The organism is Streptomyces sp. NPDC053755, assembly GCF_040677675.1.
Lineage (GTDB): Bacteria > Actinomycetota > Actinomycetes > Streptomycetales > Streptomycetaceae > Streptomyces.
In genome coordinates, this window is record NZ_JBFASK010000018.1 from 44,883 (window position 1) to 63,797 (window position 18,915).

General features: G+C 73.5%; 14 protein-coding genes. 12 read left to right on the forward strand and 2 right to left on the reverse strand.

All coding sequences use genetic code 11. The annotated features are described in order from the left end of the window. Positions 1-601: 601 nt before the first annotated feature. Positions 602-964, reverse strand: coding sequence for a metalloregulator ArsR/SmtB family transcription factor (locus tag AB0K65_RS18720; protein ID WP_365717792.1), 363 nt, complete (start codon positions 962-964; stop codon positions 602-604). 187 nt (positions 965-1,151) lie between these two features. On the opposite strand from AB0K65_RS18720, the gene AB0K65_RS18725 reads away from it, so the two are divergent. The 9 genes from AB0K65_RS18725 to AB0K65_RS18765 all read left to right on the forward strand — a co-directional run bounded on the left by AB0K65_RS18725 (position 1,152) and on the right by AB0K65_RS18765 (position 12,903). Continuing rightward, positions 1,152-2,516 (forward strand): NAD(P)-binding domain-containing protein, encoded by a 1,365-nt coding sequence (locus AB0K65_RS18725; RefSeq protein WP_365717794.1) that lies wholly within the window; start codon positions 1,152-1,154, stop codon positions 2,514-2,516. Between the two features lie 37 nt (positions 2,517-2,553). Then, positions 2,554-3,021 carry an ArsI/CadI family heavy metal resistance metalloenzyme gene (locus AB0K65_RS18730; protein ID WP_365717796.1) on the forward strand — a complete coding sequence of 156 codons (468 nt, stop codon included), beginning with the start codon at positions 2,554-2,556 and terminating at the stop codon, positions 3,019-3,021. A gap of 7 nt (positions 3,022-3,028) precedes the next feature. Further along, positions 3,029-4,366, forward strand: coding sequence for an MFS transporter (locus AB0K65_RS18735; protein WP_365717798.1), 1,338 nt, complete (start codon positions 3,029-3,031; stop codon positions 4,364-4,366). Continuing rightward, the gene (locus tag AB0K65_RS18740; RefSeq protein WP_365717800.1) at positions 4,348-6,639 is read left to right on the forward strand and encodes a serine/threonine-protein kinase; all 2,292 of its coding nucleotides are present in this window, start codon (positions 4,348-4,350) and stop codon (positions 6,637-6,639) included. The genes AB0K65_RS18735 and AB0K65_RS18740 overlap by 19 nt, the downstream gene beginning before the upstream one ends. A 96-nt stretch (positions 6,640-6,735) precedes the next feature. Next, positions 6,736-8,274 (forward strand): NAD(P)/FAD-dependent oxidoreductase, encoded by a 1,539-nt coding sequence (locus AB0K65_RS18745; protein ID WP_365717802.1) that lies wholly within the window; start codon positions 6,736-6,738, stop codon positions 8,272-8,274. 201 nt (positions 8,275-8,475) lie between these two features. Continuing rightward, positions 8,476-9,510: an L-threonine 3-dehydrogenase gene (tdh, locus tag AB0K65_RS18750; protein ID WP_365717976.1), complete on the forward strand. Its 1,035-nt coding sequence runs from the start codon at positions 8,476-8,478 to the stop codon at positions 9,508-9,510. A 93-nt stretch (positions 9,511-9,603) separates the two neighbouring features. Continuing rightward, positions 9,604-10,803 carry a glycine C-acetyltransferase gene (locus tag AB0K65_RS18755; protein WP_365717805.1) on the forward strand — a complete coding sequence of 400 codons (1,200 nt, stop codon included), beginning with the start codon at positions 9,604-9,606 and terminating at the stop codon, positions 10,801-10,803. Between the two features lie 52 nt (positions 10,804-10,855). Then, entirely contained in the window at positions 10,856-11,764 is a 909-nt protein-coding gene (locus AB0K65_RS18760; RefSeq protein WP_365717807.1) for a LysR family transcriptional regulator, read from the forward strand. A 227-nt stretch (positions 11,765-11,991) separates the two neighbouring features. Beyond that, positions 11,992-12,903: a proline iminopeptidase-family hydrolase gene (locus tag AB0K65_RS18765; protein WP_365717809.1), complete on the forward strand. Its 912-nt coding sequence runs from the start codon at positions 11,992-11,994 to the stop codon at positions 12,901-12,903. 116 nt (positions 12,904-13,019) lie between these two features. Here AB0K65_RS18765 and AB0K65_RS18770 read toward each other — a convergent pair whose 3' ends face one another. Continuing rightward, entirely contained in the window at positions 13,020-14,840 is a 1,821-nt protein-coding gene (locus tag AB0K65_RS18770; RefSeq protein WP_365717811.1) for a serine hydrolase, read from the reverse strand. A gap of 171 nt (positions 14,841-15,011) precedes the next feature. On the opposite strand from AB0K65_RS18770, the gene AB0K65_RS18775 reads away from it, so the two are divergent. The 3 genes from AB0K65_RS18775 to AB0K65_RS18785 all read left to right on the forward strand — a co-directional run bounded on the left by AB0K65_RS18775 (position 15,012) and on the right by AB0K65_RS18785 (position 18,871). Further along, complete coding sequence (locus tag AB0K65_RS18775) at positions 15,012-16,121, forward strand: nitronate monooxygenase family protein (protein WP_365717813.1); 1,110 nt, start codon at positions 15,012-15,014, stop codon at positions 16,119-16,121. Further along, positions 16,118-17,671 carry an acyl-CoA synthetase gene (locus AB0K65_RS18780; RefSeq protein WP_365717815.1) on the forward strand — a complete coding sequence of 518 codons (1,554 nt, stop codon included), beginning with the start codon at positions 16,118-16,120 and terminating at the stop codon, positions 17,669-17,671. The genes AB0K65_RS18775 and AB0K65_RS18780 overlap by 4 nt, the downstream gene beginning before the upstream one ends. A 93-nt stretch (positions 17,672-17,764) precedes the next feature. Then, positions 17,765-18,871, forward strand: a complete 1,107-nt coding sequence (locus tag AB0K65_RS18785; RefSeq protein WP_365717817.1) for an ionic transporter y4hA — start codon at positions 17,765-17,767, stop codon at positions 18,869-18,871. Positions 18,872-18,915: the final 44 nt, after the last annotated feature.

Sequence of the window (18,915 nt, forward strand, 5' to 3'; positions counted from 1 at the left end):
GCCCGGGCGACGTCGACCAGGCGCCCCTTCCCGGCACGGACGGCTGGGAGAGGACCGCCCGGGCGACGTCGACCAGGCGCCCCTTCCCGGCACGGACGGCTGGGAGAGGACCGGTGAGGGGTGACCGGCACGGGTCGACGGTCGTCCGTGGTGCCGATAGGCCGGTGCCGGATCGGCCGGTGGCGACGGTCCTGACGGTCCGCGTGCTCGTCGTATGACTCCCGTGTGTCCCCGCCTGCGCCGTACCGGCATCCGTGACGGCCCGACCGGCGCGTCGCACCCGCCGGCTCCACCGCGCGCACGGCCCGCACCCCGGCGAGGACGGCCGGGCCGGCGTCCGGTGCCGCCTCTCACATCGCGCGGTGCCGGGGCCAGGTGGGGGGAGACGCGCACTCGCGTCGGGGCGCACGGGGAAGGTCTCCTCCAGAGGCCGGGCCGCGATCTCGTCCTCGCTCTCCCGGACGGGCACCCTGCCTCCCTACGGCCCGGCGATCTCCGAACGCCGCGGCACCCCTCGGGCGACGAGCCGTGCTCCTGGTAGCCGCCTGTCGGCGCACGCGGCCGTGCCACTCCTGTCCGCGCGGGCGTCCTCGGGCCGCGGTCAGACGGAGGCGGTCTTGGTGAGAAGCGCTCCCATGGCCGCGAGGACGGTGGGCTCGACGCGGTAGTAGACCCAGGTGCCGCGCCGTTCGGAGGTGAGCAGCCCGGCTTCCCTCAGCTTCTTGAGGTGGTGGGAGACCGTGGGCTGGGAGACGCCGACGTCGGAGATGTCGCAGACGCATGCCTCGCCGCCCTGGTGCGAGGCGACGGCGGAGAAGAGCCGCAGCCGGACCGGATCCCCCAGCGCCTTGAACATGACCGCGGTCCGGGCGGCCTCTTCGGCGGTCAGCGGCCGCTCGTCCAGCGGCGGACAGCAGGGCGCTATCTCGGGCTCCAGCAGGGGGAGCGCCTTCACGTTCGACATGTATCTATGTTGACACACGTCGAACCAACGGCCTCCGAGGCGCACCTCCCGAGCCCTGCCCCGCTGCCCGGCGGGCTCGACGGCCACGACCCGGATTCGATGCATGTCTATGTTGACGCTTGTCGAATCAGGTGCCATGCTGGCGACCAGGAGATCGACGAACGTCGAATCAGCAAGGGGAAGAGCCGTGAACATCACCGCCACCGACCAGCTGCCCGTGGTGGTCGTCGGAGCCGGCCCCGCCGGTCTGGCCACCGCCGCGCACCTCGTCGACCGGGGCCTGGAGCCGTTGGTCCTGGAGGCCGGCGCCCGGGCCGGCGCGGCCGTGCGGGAGTGGTCCCACGTGCGGCTCTTCTCCGCCTGGGGCGAGGTCGTCGACCCGGTCGCCGAGAAGCTGCTCGCGCCCACGGGCTGGGTCAAGCCCGACTCGGACACGTACCCGACCGGCGGGGACTGGGCGGACGGCTACCTCCAGCCGCTCGCGGACGTCCTCGGCGACAGGATCAGGCTCGGCGCCCGGGTCACCGGCGTCTCCCGTACCGGCCGCGACCGCGTCGTCGATGCCGACCGGGGGCGGCAGCCCTTCACCGTGCACGTCCGGTACGGCGACGGACGCGAGGAGCGGTTCCTCGCCCGCGCCGTGATCGACGCCTCCGGTACGTGGTCGACCCCGAGCCCGGCCGGCGGGGACGGCCTCCCGGCCCTCGGTGAGCGCGCGGCGGCCGGCCGGGTCTCCTACCGCGTCCCCGACCTCGACGACCCCGCCGTGCGGGCCCGATACGCCGGGAGGCGCACCGCCGTCATCGGCTCGGGAGCCTCCGCCTTCACCACGCTCGCCTCGCTCGCCGCCCTCGCCACCTCCGCGGACGGTAGCGGGACACGTGCCGCCTGGATCCTGCGCCGGGCCGTCTCGGGGGCCACCTTCGGAGGGGGAAGCGCCGATCAGCTGCCGGCTCGCGGCGCCCTCGGCCTCGCCGCCAGGGCAGCGGTGGACGAGGGGTACGCCGAGGCCGTCACCGGCTTCCGTACCGCTGCGATCGAGCGCGAGGGCGAGCGGCTGGTCCTGGTCGCCGAGGACGGCCGCCGCACCGGGCCGGTCGACGAGGTCATCGTCCTGACCGGGTTCCGCCCCGACCTGACCTTCCTCGACGAGCTGCGCCTCGACCTCGACGAGCGCCTCCAGGCCCCCGTCGCGCTCGCGCCGCTCATCGACCCGAACCAGCACTCCTGCGGCACCGTCCACCCGCACGGAGTGAAGGAGCTCTCGCACCCGGAGGAGGGCGTCTACCTGGTCGGCATGAAGTCCTACGGCCGCGCTCCGTCCTTCCTCGCGCTCACCGGCTACGAACAGGTCCGCTCGGTCGTCGCCGCGATCGCCGGGGACCACGCGTCCGCCGAGCGCGTCGAGCTCGTCCTTCCCGAGACCGGGGTCTGCGGCGGCGCCGGCCTCTTCGACCGACCCGCCGACACGACGACCGACGGCGGCTGCTGCGCGATCCCGGCGGAGCTCCGGACCGGCGTCGGAGCCACGGCCGCCTCCGGCGGCTGCTGACCCGCCCATCCACCCCACCCACACATCGGAGGACACCATGTCCCGCGTTCAACTCGCTCTGCGCGTTCCCGACCTGGCGGCATCCGTCGCCTTCTACACGAAGCTCTTCGGCACCGAGCCCGCCAAGCTCCGCGACGGCTACGCCAACTTCGCCGTCGCGGAACCGCCGCTCAAGCTCGTCCTCATCGAAGGCGCCGAGACCGAGGACACCCGCATGGACCACCTCGGCGTGGAGGTCGACACCACCGAGGCGGTCCGCGCCGCCGCCACCCGCCTGGGTGGGGAAGGGCTGGCGACGACGGAGGAGAACGACACCACGTGTTGCTACGCCGTCCAGGACAAGGTGTGGGTCCACGGCCCCGGCCGCGAACCGTGGGAGGTGTACGTGGTCAAGGCGGACGCCGGCACCCTCACCAGGCAACAGGGCAGCACCTGCTGCACCGGCACGGGCGCCTCCGCCGACGACGTCCCGCGTGTACCGGTCGCCGCGGGCGGATGCTGCTGATCTCCCGATGACCGACCCCCACACCCGCGGGGCCGCGACCGGAGCAGGGGACCGGTCGCGGCCCCGCGCCGTCCTGCCCGCGCTCTGCGCCACCCAGATCACCGGCTGGGGCGTCGTCTACTACGCCTTCCCGGTCCTGAACCCGCAGATCACCGCCGACAGCGGCTGGTCCACCGGCGCCACGACGGCGGCGTTCTCGCTCGCCCTGGTCATCTCCGCGATCGCCGGAATCAGGGTGGGCCGCGTGATCGACCACCGCGGCCCGCGCGCGGTCATGACGGCGGGCTCCGCGGCCGGCGTCGCGAGCCTCACCCTCGTGGCACTGGCACCGAACCTGCCCGTCTTCTTCGCCGGCTGGATCCTCGCGGGTCTGTCCATGGCCGCCACCTTCTACCAGCCCGCCTTCGCCGCCCTCACCCGCTGGTGGGCCCCCGACCACGTCCGCGCCCTGACGATCGTCACCCTCGCCGGCGGCCTCGCCTCCACCGTCTTCGCGCCGCTCACCGCCGTCCTGGCCGACCACCTGTCCTGGCGAGGGACCTACCTGGTGCTGGCCGCGATCCTCGCCGTGGTCACCATCCCGGCCCACGCCCTCGCGCTCAGGGCGCCCTGGCCGCCGCCGGAACCCCCCGCGCCGGACGGCACGGACGCGGGCCCCGGGGTGATCGCCCGCAGCCGGCCCTTCGTCCTGCTCGCCGTCGCCTTCACGGTCTCGTCCTTCGCGATGTACGCCGTCGTCGTCACCCTGGTCCCGCTCCTCCTCGACCGCGGCTACACCACGTCCCAGGCCGCCTGGGCCCTCGGCCTCGGCGGCGCCGGCCAGACGGCGGGCCGCACCCTCTACGCCCCGCTCGCCCGCTCCACCGGAACCACGGTCCGCACCACGACGCTCATCGCGCTCGGCGCCCTGACCACCGCGGCCCTCGCGGTCACCCCGGGCCCGTACGGCCTGGTGATCGCGGTCTCGATCGCGGCCGGCATGATCCGCGGCAACCTCACCCTCCTCCAGGCCACCGCGATCACCGACCGCTGGGGCACCGAGCACTACGGCCGGCTCTCCGGACTCCTCGGCGCCCCCTCCCTGACGGCCTCCGCCCTCGCCCCCTTCGCGGCCGCCTTGCTCGCGGTCCCCCTGGGCGGATATCCGGAGTTGTTCGCCACGCTCGCCGGCCTCGCCCTGGCGGCCGCTCTCGTCGCCACGGCGACCTCACCACCCGGCTCCTTCCGAGTGCCGCGCGCCCCCGCCCCGTACAAACTCCGCAGACCGGCCGCCATACTGGACAGGCCGGGGAGGGCGCGACGAATCAACGGGGGCGACAGCACGAGATGGCGGAAACCAGGCTGATCCAGGGCCGCTACCGGCTGCACGACGTGATCGGGCGCGGCGGCATGGGCGAGGTGTGGCGTGCGACCGACGAGTCGCTCGGGCGCCGCGTCGCGGTCAAGTGCCTCAGGCCGCTGGGGCCTCAGCGGGATCCCGACTTCACGCGGGTGCTCCGCGAGCGGTTCCGGCGCGAGGCGCGGGTCGCCGCCTCCCTCCAGCACCGCGGGGTCACCGTCGTCCACGACTTCGGCGAGTCGGAGGGGGTGCTCTTCCTGGTCATGGAGCTGCTGGAGGGCCACAACCTCAGCCAGCTCCTGGAGGAGAACCAGCAGCACCCGCTCCCGGTCCATGACGTCGTCGACATCGCCGAACAGGTCGCCGACGCCCTGGCCTACACCCACCGCCAGGGCATCGTGCACCGGGACCTCAAGCCGGCCAACATCATGCGGCTCGGCGACGGGGCCGTGAAGATCTGCGACTTCGGGATAGCGCGCCTCGGCGCCGACATCGGCTTCACCTCGCGCCTCACCGGCACGGGCATCGCCATGGGGACGCCGCACTACATGTCTCCGGAGCAGATCAGCGGCGGCGAGGTCGACCACCGCAGCGATCTGTACTCGCTGGGCTGCGTGCTGTACGAGATCGCCACCGGTGCCCCGCCGTTCGACCTCGACGACGCCTGGGCCGTCCTCGTCGGGCACCGTGACACCCCGCCGCGCCCGCTGCGCACGCACCGCGCCGAACTGCCCGACTACCTGGACCGGATCGTCCTCGACCTGCTGGCGAAGACGCCGGACGGGCGCCCTACGGACGCGGGCGATCTGCGCCGCCGGATCGTCACGGCACGGACGGGACCCGCCCCGGCGGCCGTCCACGCCCCCGCCGCGACCGCGCCCGCCGTCACGACCGCGACCGCTCACACCGGCCCGGCCGTGACCGGCGGCGCCACGGCGACGGCGACACCGTGGGCCGCGTTCCCGTCCTCCCGACTGCCCTCCTGGACCCGGGGCATGACCGTCGGTCACAAGGCGACCGCCGGCTCCGCCGCGCTCCGCAGGCCGGCCTACGATCCGTCCGTCGGGCTGACCGGGGAATGGACGACGGCGCTGCCCGCCGTGCGGCCGGCGGAGCCCTCCGTGCCCGCCCGCCCCGCCGCCCCCGCCGAACTGCTCGCCGTGCTGGCCGGCCGGCACCGGGCCGGCCTCGGTCTCGGCCGGCTCGGGCGCTGGGACGAGGCGCGGGACGTCCACCGCCGTGTGGCGGAGGACCGTGAGCGGGTCCTCGGCCCCGACCACACCGACACCCTCGCCAGCCGGTACGAGTACGCCTTCACGCTCAGCAGGCTCTCCCGCCCGGCCGACGCCCTGCGCGAGTTCGGCCGGGTCGCCGAGGGCCGCGCGCGCACGCTCGGCGCCGACCATCCCGACACCCTGGCCGCGCGCCAGGAGACGGCGTACGTCCTGGGGCGGCTCGGGCGGCACTTCGAGGCCCACGAGGTCTACGCCGCCGTGCTCGCCTCCCGCGAACGCACCATGGGCCCGGACCACCCCGACACCCTGCGCTGTCGTCACAACCTCGCCTTCAACCTGGGCCGCCTCGGCCGCACGGAGGAGTCGTACCGGCTGGCGCGGGAGGTGGCCGAGGCCCGGGCCCGGCTTCTCGGCGCAGACCACCCCGACACCCTGGTGACCCGCTACGAGGTCGCCTCCACCCTGGGCCGGCTGGGCCGTTGGTCCGAGGCGCTGTCCACCTACCGCGACGTCGAGGCGGCCCGCTGTTCCGTCCTCGGCCCCGACCACCCGGCCACGCTCGCCGCCCGTTACGAGGTGGGCATCTGTCTGGGCCGCCTCGGCCGAGGCGCCGAGGCTTTGGAGCTCTACCGCGACCTGGTGGCGGACCGCACCCGCGTCCACGGCCCGGAGGACCCCGAGACGCTGCGCGCCCGGCACGGCCTCGGCGTCAACCTCGGGCGCCTGGCCCGCTGGGAGGAGGCCCTCGCCGAGGCCAGGGACGTCTGCGCCGTCCGTGAGCGGGTCCTCGGCGCCGAGCATCCCGACTCCCTCCTCAGCCGCCGCGAGGTCGCCGTCTGCCTCGGCTGGCTGGACCGCTGGGAGGAGGCCCTGACCGCCTACCGCCAGGTCGCCGAGGTCCGTGAGCGGGTCCTCGGCGCCGACCACCCCGACACCCTCACCGGTCGCCACGACGAGGCGCACTGCCTGGAGCGGCTCGGCCGCCACGCGGAGGCCGTCGACCTCTACCGCCGCGTCGCCGCCCTGCGCCCCCCGCCCCCCTGACCCGGCCGTTCGCGCCCGCTCTCGTCCGCCGCCCGCCGGCGCGGCCGGGCGGAGGGCGGGGTTCCGCGCCGGGATGTCCGCGTGCTAGCAAGAGACATGACCGCACAGCGCTCGTACGACGCCGTCATCGTCGGCGGTGGCCACAACGGACTGGTCGCCGCCGCCTACCTGGCCCGCGCCGGACGCACCGTCCTCGTCCTGGAACGCCTCGGCTCCACCGGCGGGGCCGCCGTCTCCACCCGGCCCTTCGCGGGGGTGGACGCCCGTCTCTCCCGGTACTCCTACCTCGTCTCGCTCCTGCCGCAGATGATCGTGCGCGAGCTGGGCCTCCGGTTCGCCGTGCGGAAACGGTCCGTCTCCTCGTACACCCCCCGGGGAGACGGCGGACTCCTCGTCGGCGGCGGCCCCGACCGCACCCGCGCCTCCTTCGCCAGGCTCACCGGTTCCGACCGCGAGTGGGAGGCCTGGCAGGCGTTCTACGGCCGTACCGCCCAGGTCGCCGAGCGCGTCTTCCCCACGCTCACCGAACCGCTGCCGAGCCGCGACGAACTGCGCGCCCGCGTCGACGACGAGACCGCCTGGCGCATGCTCTTCGAGCGGCCCATCGGCGCCGCCGTCGAGGAGACCTTCCACGACGACCTCGTGCGGGGCGTCGTCCTCACCGACGCCCTCATCGGCACCTTCGCCGACGCCCACGACCCCTCCCTGGTGCAGAACCGCTGCTTCCTCTACCACGTGATCGGCGGCGGGACCGGCGACTGGGAGGTGCCCGTCGGCGGCATGGGCGCGCTCACCGACGCCCTCGCGGACGCAGCCCGCACGGCGGGCGCGGAGATCCGCACCGGCCACGAGGTGACCCGTATCGAGACCGACGGCCGGCGGGCCGGGATCACCTACCGCACCGCCGACGGCGAGGGGACCGTCGAGGCGGAGCACGCACTCGTGAACGCCTCCCCGCAGGCCCTCGCCGACCTCCTGGGCGAGACGCCCCCGCCGCCCGCCGAGGGCGCCCAGCTCAAGGTCAACATGCTGCTCACCCGGCTGCCCAGGCTGCGGGACCGCTCCGTCGACCCCCGCGAGGCGTTCGCCGGAACCTTCCACATCGCCGAGGGATACGAGCAGCTCGCCACCGCTTACGCCGAGGCCGCCGCAGGCGGGCTGCCGAGCGCCCCGCCCTCCGAGATCTACTGCCACTCCCTGACCGACCCGACCATCCTCGGCCGCGACCTCGCCGCGCGCGGCTACCAGACCCTCACGCTCTTCGGACTGCACACCCCCGCCCGCCTCTTCGCCGCCGACAACGACACCACCCGCGCCGAACTGCTCAAGTCGACCCTCGCGGAGCTCGACGCCGTCCTCGACGAGCCGATCACCGACTGCCTGGCCCTGGACGCGGAAGGCCGGCCCTGCGTCGAGGCGAGGACACCGCTCGATCTGGAACGCGATCTCCGCCTTCCCGGCGGCCACATCTTCCACCGCGACCTCTCCTTTCCCTACGGGGACGACGGCGCGGGCCGGTGGGGCGTCGAGACCGCCCACGCCAACGTGCTGCTGTGCGGCGCCGGTGCCGTGCGGGGCGGCGGAGTCAGCGGTGTCCCCGGACGCAACGCGGCGATGGCGGCCCTCGGACGGTGACTCGCGACGCCCGCCGGCCGTCCCCGGCGGGTGCCCGTCGGCGCGTCCGCACCGGGACGTGAAGCTGATCTGCGACCGTGCTTAAGAAAACCTCGATGGACCGGGGGCCCCGCGTACGGAAGATTCTCCTTCGGGGATCTTGGCGCGAAACCGCGCCCGGACCCCCTCACTCACAGGACTCGTACGTCGGGAGCCATGGCATTGAAGGCACTGGTCAAGCAGAAGGCGGAGCCGGGACTCTGGCTCACGGACGTGCCGGAGCCGGAGATCGGCGCCGCTGACGTCCTGATCAAGGTCAGACGGACCGGCATCTGCGGCACGGACCTGCACATCCGCTCCTGGGACGGCTGGGCGCAGAAGACCATCGCCACGCCCCTCACGCTCGGGCACGAGTTCGTCGGCGAGGTCGTCGAGACGGGCCGTGACGTCGCGGACATCGCCGTCGGCGACCTGGTCAGCGGCGAGGGCCACCTCGTCTGCGGCAAGTGCCGCAACTGCCTTGCCGGCCGCCGCCACCTCTGCCGCGCCACCGTCGGACTCGGCGTCGGCCGCGACGGCGCGTTCGCCGAGTACGTCGCCCTGCCCGCGTCCAACGTCTGGGTGCACCGGGTCCCCGTCGACCTCGACATCGCCGCGATCTTCGACCCCTTCGGCAACGCCGTGCACACCGCGCTGTCCTTCCCGCTCGTCGGCGAGGACGTGCTGGTCACCGGCGCCGGCCCGATCGGCATCATGGCCGCGGCCGTCGCCAGGCACGCGGGCGCCCGCAACGTCGTCATCACCGACGTGAGCGAGGAGCGCCTCGACCTCGCCCGCAAGGCCGGCGTCTCGCTGGCCCTGAACGTCGCCGAGGGGACGATCGCCGACGGGCAGCGCACACTCGGCCTCAAGGAGGGCTTCGACGTCGGCCTGGAGATGTCCGGCAACCCGCGCGCCATGCGCGACATGGTCGCCAACATGACCAACGGCGGCAAGATCGCGATGCTGGGTCTGCCCGCGGAGGACTTCTCCGTCGACTGGGCGAAGATCGTCACCTCCATGATCACCATCAAGGGCATCTACGGCCGCGAGATGTACGAGACCTGGTACGCGATGTCCGTCCTCCTGGAAGGCGGGCTGGACCTCTCCCCGGTGATCACCGGCCGGTACGACTACCGCGACTTCGAGGCCGCCTTCGACGACGCCGCGTCCGGCAAGGGCGGCAAGATCATCCTCGACTGGGACAGCGGGCTCTAGGCCGTCGATCTCGCCGGGTCCGCGGCCTGACCGACAGGACCCCCCCCGGACCGCCCCGCACCGTCCCGCCTCTCACCTCCTCAGGAGCCCTCGATGTTCTCCTCCGTACGCGACGACGTCCGTACCACCCTCGACGAGATCCGCGCCGCCGGCCTGCACAAGCCCGAGCGGGTCATCGGCACCCCGCAGTCCGCCACCGTCGCCGTCACCTCCGGCGGGCGGCCCGGCGAGGTGCTCAACTTCTGCGCCAACAACTACCTCGGCCTCGCCGACCACCCCGAGGTCATCGCCGCCGCCCACGAGGCGCTCGACCGCTGGGGCTACGGCATGGCGTCCGTGCGCTTCATCTGCGGCACGCAGGAGGTGCACAAGGAGCTGGAGGCCCGGCTGTCGTCGTTCCTCGGCCAGGAGGACACGATCCTCTACTCCTCGTGCTTCGACGCCAACGGCGGCGTCTTCGAGACGATCCTCGGCCCGGAGGACGCCGTCATCTCCGACGCCCTCAACCACGCCAGCATCATCGACGGCATCCGGCTCTCCAAGGCCCGCCGCTTCCGCTACGCCAACCGCGACATGGCCGACCTGGAGCGTCAGCTCAAGGAGGCCACCGAGGGCGGTGCCCGGCGCAAGCTGATCGTCACCGACGGCGTGTTCTCCATGGACGGCTACGTCGCGCCGCTCGACGAGATCTGCGACCTGGCCGAGCGCCACGACGCCATGGTCATGGTCGACGACTCGCACGCCGTCGGCTTCGTCGGCCCCGGCGGACGCGGCACCCCCGAGCTGCACGGGGTCATGGACCGTGTCGACATCATCACCGGCACGCTCGGCAAGGCCCTCGGCGGCGCGTCCGGCGGCTACGTCGCCGCCCGCGCCGAGATCGTCGCCCTGCTGCGCCAGCGCTCCCGCCCGTACCTCTTCTCCAACACCCTCGCCCCGGTCATCGCCGCTGGCTCCCTCAAGGTCCTCGACCTGCTGGAGTCGGCCGGCGACCTGCGCGAGCGCCTGCGCGCCAACACGGCGCTCTTCCGCTCGCGGATGACCGAGGAGGGCTTCGACGTCCTCCCCGGCGACCACGCCATCGCCCCCGTCATGATCGGCGACGCGGCGGAGGCCGGACGGATGGCGGAGCTGCTCCTGGAGCGCGGCGTGTACGTGATCGGCTTCTCGTACCCCGTCGTCCCGCAGGGCCAGGCGCGCATCCGCGTCCAGCTCTCGGCGGCGCACTCCACCGAGGACGTGAACCGCGCGGTCGACGCGTTCGTCGACGCCCGCGCGGCCCTGCGAGACTAGGTCCTGCCCGGTCGACGATCCGGGCAGGACCGACCGGACGGGACCCAGCGGAATGATCGAAGCGCGGCGGCTGCACATCCTCCGGGCGGTGGCCGACCACCGCACGGTCACGGCGGCTGCCGCCGCGCTCTATCTGACGCCTTCCGCGGTCTCCCAGCAACTCGCCGCCCTGGAGCAGGAGACCGGCCACCGGCTGGTGGAGCGCAACGCCCGCGGCGCGCGCCTGACCCCCGCCGGCGAGATCCTCCTCGACCACGCCAACGCCGTCCTCGCCCAGCTGGAGCGGGCCGAGTCCGAACTCGCCGCGTACGGCTCCGGCGAGGCCGGTACGGTCACGGTGGCCGCGTTCGCCACCGGCATCGGACTGGTCGTCGCCCCGGCGATCACCGGCCTCGCCCGCACCTCGCCCGGCATCCGGGTCCGGGTGCGGGACGCGGAGGGCGACGAGAGCCTGATGATGGTCCTGGACCGCCAGGTGGACGTGGCGGTCGCCGTCGAGTACCGGGGCGCGCCCGGCGAGGACGACGCCCGGCTGACCCGCGTCCCGCTGTACGCGGAGCCCTTCGACGCCGTACTGCCCCTCGGCCACCCGCTCGCCGACGGTGAGCGGGTCGCGCTGGCCGATCTCGCCAAGGACGCCTGGATCGGCCAGTCGGCGGGCAATCCCTGCCACGACGTGACGGTCCTCGCCTGCGAGTACGCGGGCTTCGCCCCGCGTCTGGAGCACTCCTCCGACGACTTCCGCGCGGTCGTCGCGCTCGCCTCGGCCGGGGCCGGTGTGGCCCTCGTGCCGCGTTCGGCGCTCCGGGGCATGGAGCTCGCCGACGTCGTCATCCGGCCGGTGGACGGCGTCGCCCCGACCCGCCGCGTCTTCGCCGCCGTACGGCGCGGGGCGGAGGACCATCCGCTGATCAGCCCGGTCCTGTCGGCCCTGCGCACGGCCGCGGAGCCCGGCGGCTGACCACGGCGTGGGGCTCCCTCGCACGGCGGTAGGCCCACGGCGTGGGGCTCCCGCGCACGGCCGCGGAGCCCGGCGGCAGGCCCACGGCGTGCGGCCCCCGTGCACGGCCGCGGAGCCCGGCGGCAGCCCCACGGCGTGCGGCCCCAGCCTCGGCCCGCCCATCATGGAAGGGCTGCCGGATCTTCCGCCGCCGGTGCGTCTGCCGCCGGATCTTCTCAGGAGGCGCCATGGCCGACACCGAGGGCACCGTGCCGTTTCGGGGACACCACACCTGGTACCGGGTCGTGGGTGCCCTGCCGACGCCGTCAGGAAGGCCGCCGCTCCTCGTGGTGCACGGCGGGCCCGGACTTCCGCACGACTATCTGGAGGACCTCGCCGCCCTTGCCGAGGAGGACGGGCCGGGGCGGACCGGGGAGGCCGGGCGGACCGTCGTCTTCTACGACCAGCTCGGCTGCGGCAGGTCCGACCAGCCCGACGATCCGGCCCTGTGGACGATGGACACCTTCGTCGCCGAGGTCGACGCCGTCCGGCGCGCGCTCGGTCTGGACCGTGTCCACCTCCTCGGCCACTCCTGGGGCACTCAGGTGCTCCTGGAGTACATGCTCCGAAAGCCGTCCGGCGTGGCCTCCCTCGTGCTGGCGAGCCCCATCGCGAACGCCCCCGCCTACGCGGCCGAGGCGCGGCGGCTGAAGGACTCCCTACCCCCCGGGGTACGGGAGGTCATCGACCGGTGCGAGGCGGCGGGCACGACCGACGACGACGCCTACCTCGGCGCCGCCATGGAGTTCTACCAGCGGTGGCTCTGCCGCCTGGACCCCTGGCCCGAGCACGTCGTGCGTTCCGTCCTCACCCTGCGGGAGGAGGTCGACACGGCACTGTGGGGTCCGGAGTGGAACGTCACCGGAAGCCTGAGGGAGTGGGACGTCAGCGAGCGCCTGAGCGAGCTCGACCTGCCCGTGCTGCTGACCTCCGGGCGGTACGACGTGGTCGTGCCCGATCTGGTCCGGCCCATGGCGGAGGCCGTCCCGGGCGCCGCGTGGGTCCTCTTCGAGGACAGCGCCCATCTGGCCACCGCCGAGGAGCCGGAGCATTACCGCCAGGTGCTGGGGCGGTTCCTCTCCGCGACCGAGAAGGGGTGAGAGACCGGCCCCGGTGAGGGCCGGCCCCCGCCCTGCCCGCGGGCCCGGTCAGCTCCTTGCGGCCCCTGCCCAAGTCGCGGGGCCCAGCCCCTGACCGCGGCCCCGGCCCGTCCCGTTCAGTCCGCCGACCTGGTCCAGCCCACCGCCTCGATTCCGGACGCGTCCGACGCCCTCGCCTCGTCGAACAGCACCCGGCCCGCCCCGTCGGCGACCCGCAGCCCGTCGACGTACACCCCGCGCCCGACGTAGCGCTGGTCCGTGGTGTACCGCCAGCGCAGCCGTACGGACGCCGATCCCCAGGCCGTGAGGTCGGCGGTCGCCTCGTGCCAGACCCGACCGGACCAGCCGCTCACCGCACCCGCGGGCCGGGGCAGCGGTTCCTGCCCCTCGCGTGCGGTGAGGAACGGCACCGGCTCCCAGGCCGCGCCGTCGTCGCGCGAGGCCTCCAGGAACGCGGCGTCCGTCCCCGGCTCGGTGTCCCACCACAGGGAGCACCGCAGACGCGCGGCTCCGGGCGGCAGCGTGGGGAGGGCGAGCGTGGCGGTCGCGCCGCTCGCCATGCCCGAGAACCAGGCGGTCCTGCCGCGTGCCGGGCGGACAGGCACGGCACGCGCCAGGCCGTTCGCGGCGGCGACCCGGGGCGCGGAGCCGGAGCGCCAGGTGCGCACGGGATGGACGGAGTTGCCCAGGACGACGAGGAACGCGTCGGTGGTGGGGTCGAGGACCAGGCTGGTACCGGTGAACCCGGTGTGGCCGGCCGTGCGCGGGGTGGCCATGGCGCCCATGTACCAGTGCTGGTTGAGTTCGAATCCGAGTCCGTGCTCGTCCCCCGGGAACGCGGTGTTGAAGTCGGTGAACATCAGCTCCACGGACTCCGGGGCCAGGATCCGGGAGCGCCCGTAGGCCCCGCCGTTGAGCAGGGTGCGGGCCAGGACGGCGAGGTCCCACGCGCAGGAGAAGACACCGGCGTGCCCGGCGACTCCGCCCAGGCCGTACGCGTTCTCGTCGTGCACCTCGCCCCACACCATGCCCCGGTCGAGTCCGGACCAGGGAAGCCGGGCGTCCTCCGTCGCGGCGATCCTCGGCCGCCAGGAGGGGGGCGGGTTGAAGCGTGTGCGGTGCATCCCGAGCGGCGCGGTGATCTCGTCCCGGAGCAGGACGTCCAGGGGGCGACCGGTGATCTCCTCCAGCACCAGCTGGAGCGAGATCAGGTTCAGGTCCGAGTAGAGGTACGCCGTTCCGGGGGCGGCGGCGAGGACCTCGTTCCACAGCAGGCGCAGCTTCCCTTCCCGGGTCGGCTCCTTGTAGAGCGGGATCCAGGCACGGAACCCCGATGTGTGCGTCAGCAGCTGACGGACCGTGACGTCCTGCTTGCCGCCGCCGCCGAACTCGGGGAGGTACGCCGTGACCCTCGCCTCCAGCTCCAGCGCACCGCGCTCGATCTGCTGGACCGCGAGGATGGAGGTGAACAGTTTGGAGACGGAAGCGAGGTCGAAGACCGTGTCCTCGGCCATCGCGATCCGCTGCTCCGCCGGAAGTTCGACGCCGGTGTCCGTCTTCTCGTCGTAGCGCGCGTAACGGACGGCCGAGCCGATCGCCCGGTGCAGCGCGACCGTACCGCCCCGCCCCGCGAGCAGCACGGCCCCCGCGTACCAGGGATGGGCGGGGGAGGGCTCCAGGTAGGCCTCGGCGTCGGTGACGAGCCGGTCGAGATGTCCGGGCAGCAGTCCGGCCCGCTCGGCGGATCCGTGCCGCAGGGTGGTCCGTCCGCCCCGGGCGGGACCGGACGCCGCGCTTTCCCGCCCGGGGCCCGAGGCCGCGGCGGCCCCCGGAATCGAGCCGACCATCACCGCACCTCCCAGAGCCAGCAGCCCGCCGCCGAACGCGCGGCGACCGACTCCCCGGCCCACCGACCCCTCTGCCGTTTCCTCCGTCATCCCCTACCCTCTCCCACGCCGCTGAAAGAATCCTTCGGGAACACCCTTCGCGCCTGAAACTTTCTTACCGGGGCGAGGGCGCGTCAAGGAAGCGGGCGGGCACCCAAAGAATCTGACACCGCATCAGAAAAGCTCTTCCCTCGGCTGTTCCGCTGCGGCATCCTGCCGCCCATGAAGACGGAGCTGAGCCAAAACCTGGGGATCGAGCACGCCATCTTCGGCTTCACGCCCTTCCCCGCGGTGGCCGCCGCCATCACCAGGGCCGGCGGGTTCGGCGTCCTCGGCGCGGTCCGCTACACCGCCCCCGGCGACCTCGCCCGCGACCTGGACTGGATGCAGGACCACACCGAGGGGCTGCCGTACGGCCTCGACGTCGTCATGCCGGCCAAGAAGGTGGAGGGGGTGAGCGAGGCGGAGGTGGAGGCGATGATCCCCGAGGGGCACCGGGAGTTCGTCCGCACCACCCTCGCCGAACACGGCGTCCCCGCCCTCGCCGAGGGCGAGGCCTCGGGATGGCGCATCACCGGCTGGATGGAGCAGGTCGCCCGCGACCAGCTCGACGTCGCCTTCGACTACCCCATCAAGCTGCTGGCCAACGCCCTCGGCTCCCCGCCCGCCGACGTCGTCGCCCGCGCCCACGACCGTGACGTCCTGGTCGCCGCGCTCGCCGGAAGCGCGCGGCACGCCCGCCACCACGCCGACGCCGGTATCGACATCGTCGTCGCCCAGGGCTACGAAGCGGGCGGCCACACCGGTGAGATCGCCTCCATGGTCCTGACCCCCGAGGTCGTCGACGCCGTCTCCCCGCTGCCCGTCCTCGCCGCCGGCGGCATCGGCAGCGGCGAACAGATCGCCGCCGGGCTCGCGCTCGGCGCCCAGGGCGTCTGGCTCGGCTCCCTCTGGCTCACCACCACCGAGGCCGAACTCCACTCCCGGGCGCTCACCGCCAAACTCCTTGCCGCGGGATCCGGCGACACCGTCCGCTCCCGGGCGCTCACCGGCAAGCCCGCGCGCCAGCTGCGCACCGAGTGGACCGACGCCTGGGACGACCCCGACGGGCCCGGCACCCTCCCCATGCCCCTCCAGGGCCTGCTGGTCGCCGAGGCCGTCTCCCGTATCCAGAAGCACGAGGTCGAGCCGCTGCTCGGCACACCCGTCGGGCAGATCGTCGGCCGGATGAACTCCGAGCGCGGCGTCCAGCAGGTCTTCGACGATCTCACCCGCGGTTTCGAACGCGCCATGGACCGGCTGAACCGCATCGCCGGAAGGAGCCAGGGGTGAACGCGCAGCAGACGAACGGTTTCTGGTCCCAGGCCGCCGCCGACCCCACCCGTACGGTTCTCATCGCGCCGGACGGCACGGAGTGGACCGCGGGGCGCCTCCACGCCGACGCCAACCGCCTGGTCCACGGACTGCGCGCGGCGGGCCTGGAACGCGGCGACGCCTTCGCCGTGGTCCTCCCCAACGGCGTGGAGTTCCTCACCGCGCATCTCGCCGCCACCCAGGCCGGCTTCTACCTCGTACCCGTCAACCACCACCTCGTGGGACCCGAGATCGCCTGGATCGTCGCCGACTCCGGCGCCAAGGTGCTCATCGCACACGAACGCTTCGCGGCCGCCGCGGCCGCCGCCGCAGACGAGGCCGGGCTGCCCGCGAGCCATCGGCACGCGGTCGGCGAGATCCCGGGATTCCGCCCGTACGCCGGACTCCTCGCGGGCTTCCCCGAGTCGGCGCCCGAGGACCGCACCCTCGGCTGGGTCATGAACTACACCTCCGGCACCACCGGCCGCCCGCGCGGCATCCGCCGCCCGCTGCCCGGCAAGCTCCCCGAGGAGACCTACCTCGGCGGCTTCCTCGGCATCTTCGGGATCAGGCCCTTCGACGGCAACACCCACCTCGTCTGCTCGCCGCTGTACCACACGGCCGTCCTCCAGTTCGCCGCGGCCGCCCTCCACATCGGGCACCCCCTGGTCCTCATGGACAAGTGGGCGCCCGAGGAGATGCTGCGCCTGATCGAGGCGTACCGCTGCACCCACACCCACATGGTCCCCACCCAGTTCCACCGGCTCCTCGCGCTGCCCGCGAAGACGCGCGACCGCTACGACGTCTCGTCGATGCGTCACGCCATCCACGGCGCCGCACCCTGCCCCGAGCATGTGAAACGGGCCATGATCGACTGGTGGGGAGGATGCGTCGAGGAGTACTACGCCGCGAGCGAGGGAGGCGGCGCCTTCGCCACCGCCGAGGACTGGCTCAAGAAGCCGGGCACGGTCGGCAAGGCCTGGCCCATCAGTGAGCTGGCCGTCTTCGACGACGACGGCGAGCGGCTCCCGGCCGGCGAACTCGGCACCGTCTACATGAAGATGAGCACCGGCGGCTTCGCCTACCACAAGGACGCGTCGAAGACCGCGAAGAGCCGCATCGGCGACTTCTTCACCGTGGGCGACCTCGGCGTCCTGGACGAGGACGGCTACCTCTTCCTCCGCGACCGCAAGATCGACATGATCATCTCCGGCGGGGTCAACATCTACCCCGCCGAGATCGAGGCGGCCCTCCTCGCCCACCCGGCCGTCGCCGACGCCGCGGCCTTCGGCATCCCGCACGCCGACTGGGGAGAGGAGGTCAAGGCCGTGGTCGAACCGGCCGAAGGCCACGAGCCGGACGAGGCCCTCGCCGCCGGAATCCTCGACCACTGCGCCCGGCGCCTGGCCGGCTACAAATGCCCCAAGTCCGTGGACTTCGTCACGTCGATGCCCCGGGACCCCAACGGCAAGCTCTACAAGCGGCGGCTCCGCGAGCCGTACTGGGAGGGCCACGACCGGGCGATGTAGCCGACCCGGCCGGGTGAACCGCCCGGCGACGTCCGCCCGGGCCCCACCGACCTTATGACCGGTGTACACACCCTTTGTGGCAGTATGCTGATCATGAGTTCGAGCGCGGCGGGTCTTGCACGGCAGTGGACCACATGGGGACCGGTCGTGGCGGCCGTCGCCCTCGGCGTCGCGTGGGGACGCGACCTGCCGGGCTTCGCCGTGGCGCTCATCGCCGTCTGTCTGATCGCCGCCGTGCTGGCGGCCGTCCACCACGCCGAGGTCGTCGCCCACCGCGTCGGCGAACCCTTCGGCTCGCTCGTCCTGGCCGTCGCCGTCACGGTCATCGAGGTCGGACTGATCGTCAGCCTCATGGCGGGCGGCGGCGAGAAGACCTCCACCTACGCGCGCGACACCGTCTTCGCGGCGGTGATGATCACGTGCAACGGCATCGTCGGTCTCTCCGTCCTGGTCGGCACCCTGCGCAACCGCGTCGCCGTCTTCAACGCCGAGGGCTCCGGCGGGGCCCTCGCCACCGTCTGCACCCTCGCGACGATGACGCTGGTCCTGCCCTCCTTCACCACGAGCCACCCCGGGCCCGAGTTCTCCAGCGCCCAGCTCGCCTTCGCCGCCGTCGCCTCCCTCTGCCTGTACGGGGTCTTCGTCGCCGTCCAGACCTTCCGGCACCGCGACTACTTCCTGCCCGTCACGCCCGACGGCCAGGAGGCGCCGCTGTCGGAGGACGAACACGCCGCGCCGCCGACGCTGCGCCGGACCTGGGCCAGCCTCGGCCTGCTGGTCCTCGCCCTCGTCGCCGTCGTCGGCAACGCCAAGCTCGTCTCGCCGACCATCGAGGACGGCGTCCAGTCCGCCGGCCTGCCCAAGGCGGTCGTCGGCGTCGTCATCGCCCTGATGGTGCTGCTCCCCGAGACCCTCGCGGCCGTGCGCGCGGCACGCCGCGACCGCATGCAGACCAGCCTCAACCTCGCCTACGGCTCCGCGATCGCCAGCATCGGTCTGACGATCCCGGCGATCGCGCTGGCGTCGATCTGGCTGTCCGGGCCCCTGGTGCTCGGCCTGGGGCCCCTCCACATGGTGCTGCTGGTGCTCACCGCCGTGGTGAGCGCCCTGACCGTGGTGCCCGGACGGGCCACGCTCCTCCAGGGCGGCGTCCACCTCTCGATCTTCGCCGCGTTCGTCTTCCTCTCGTTCAGCCCCTGACCCGCGCCATCCGGTTCCGGGTACTTGACCCGCCGCTGCGTGCC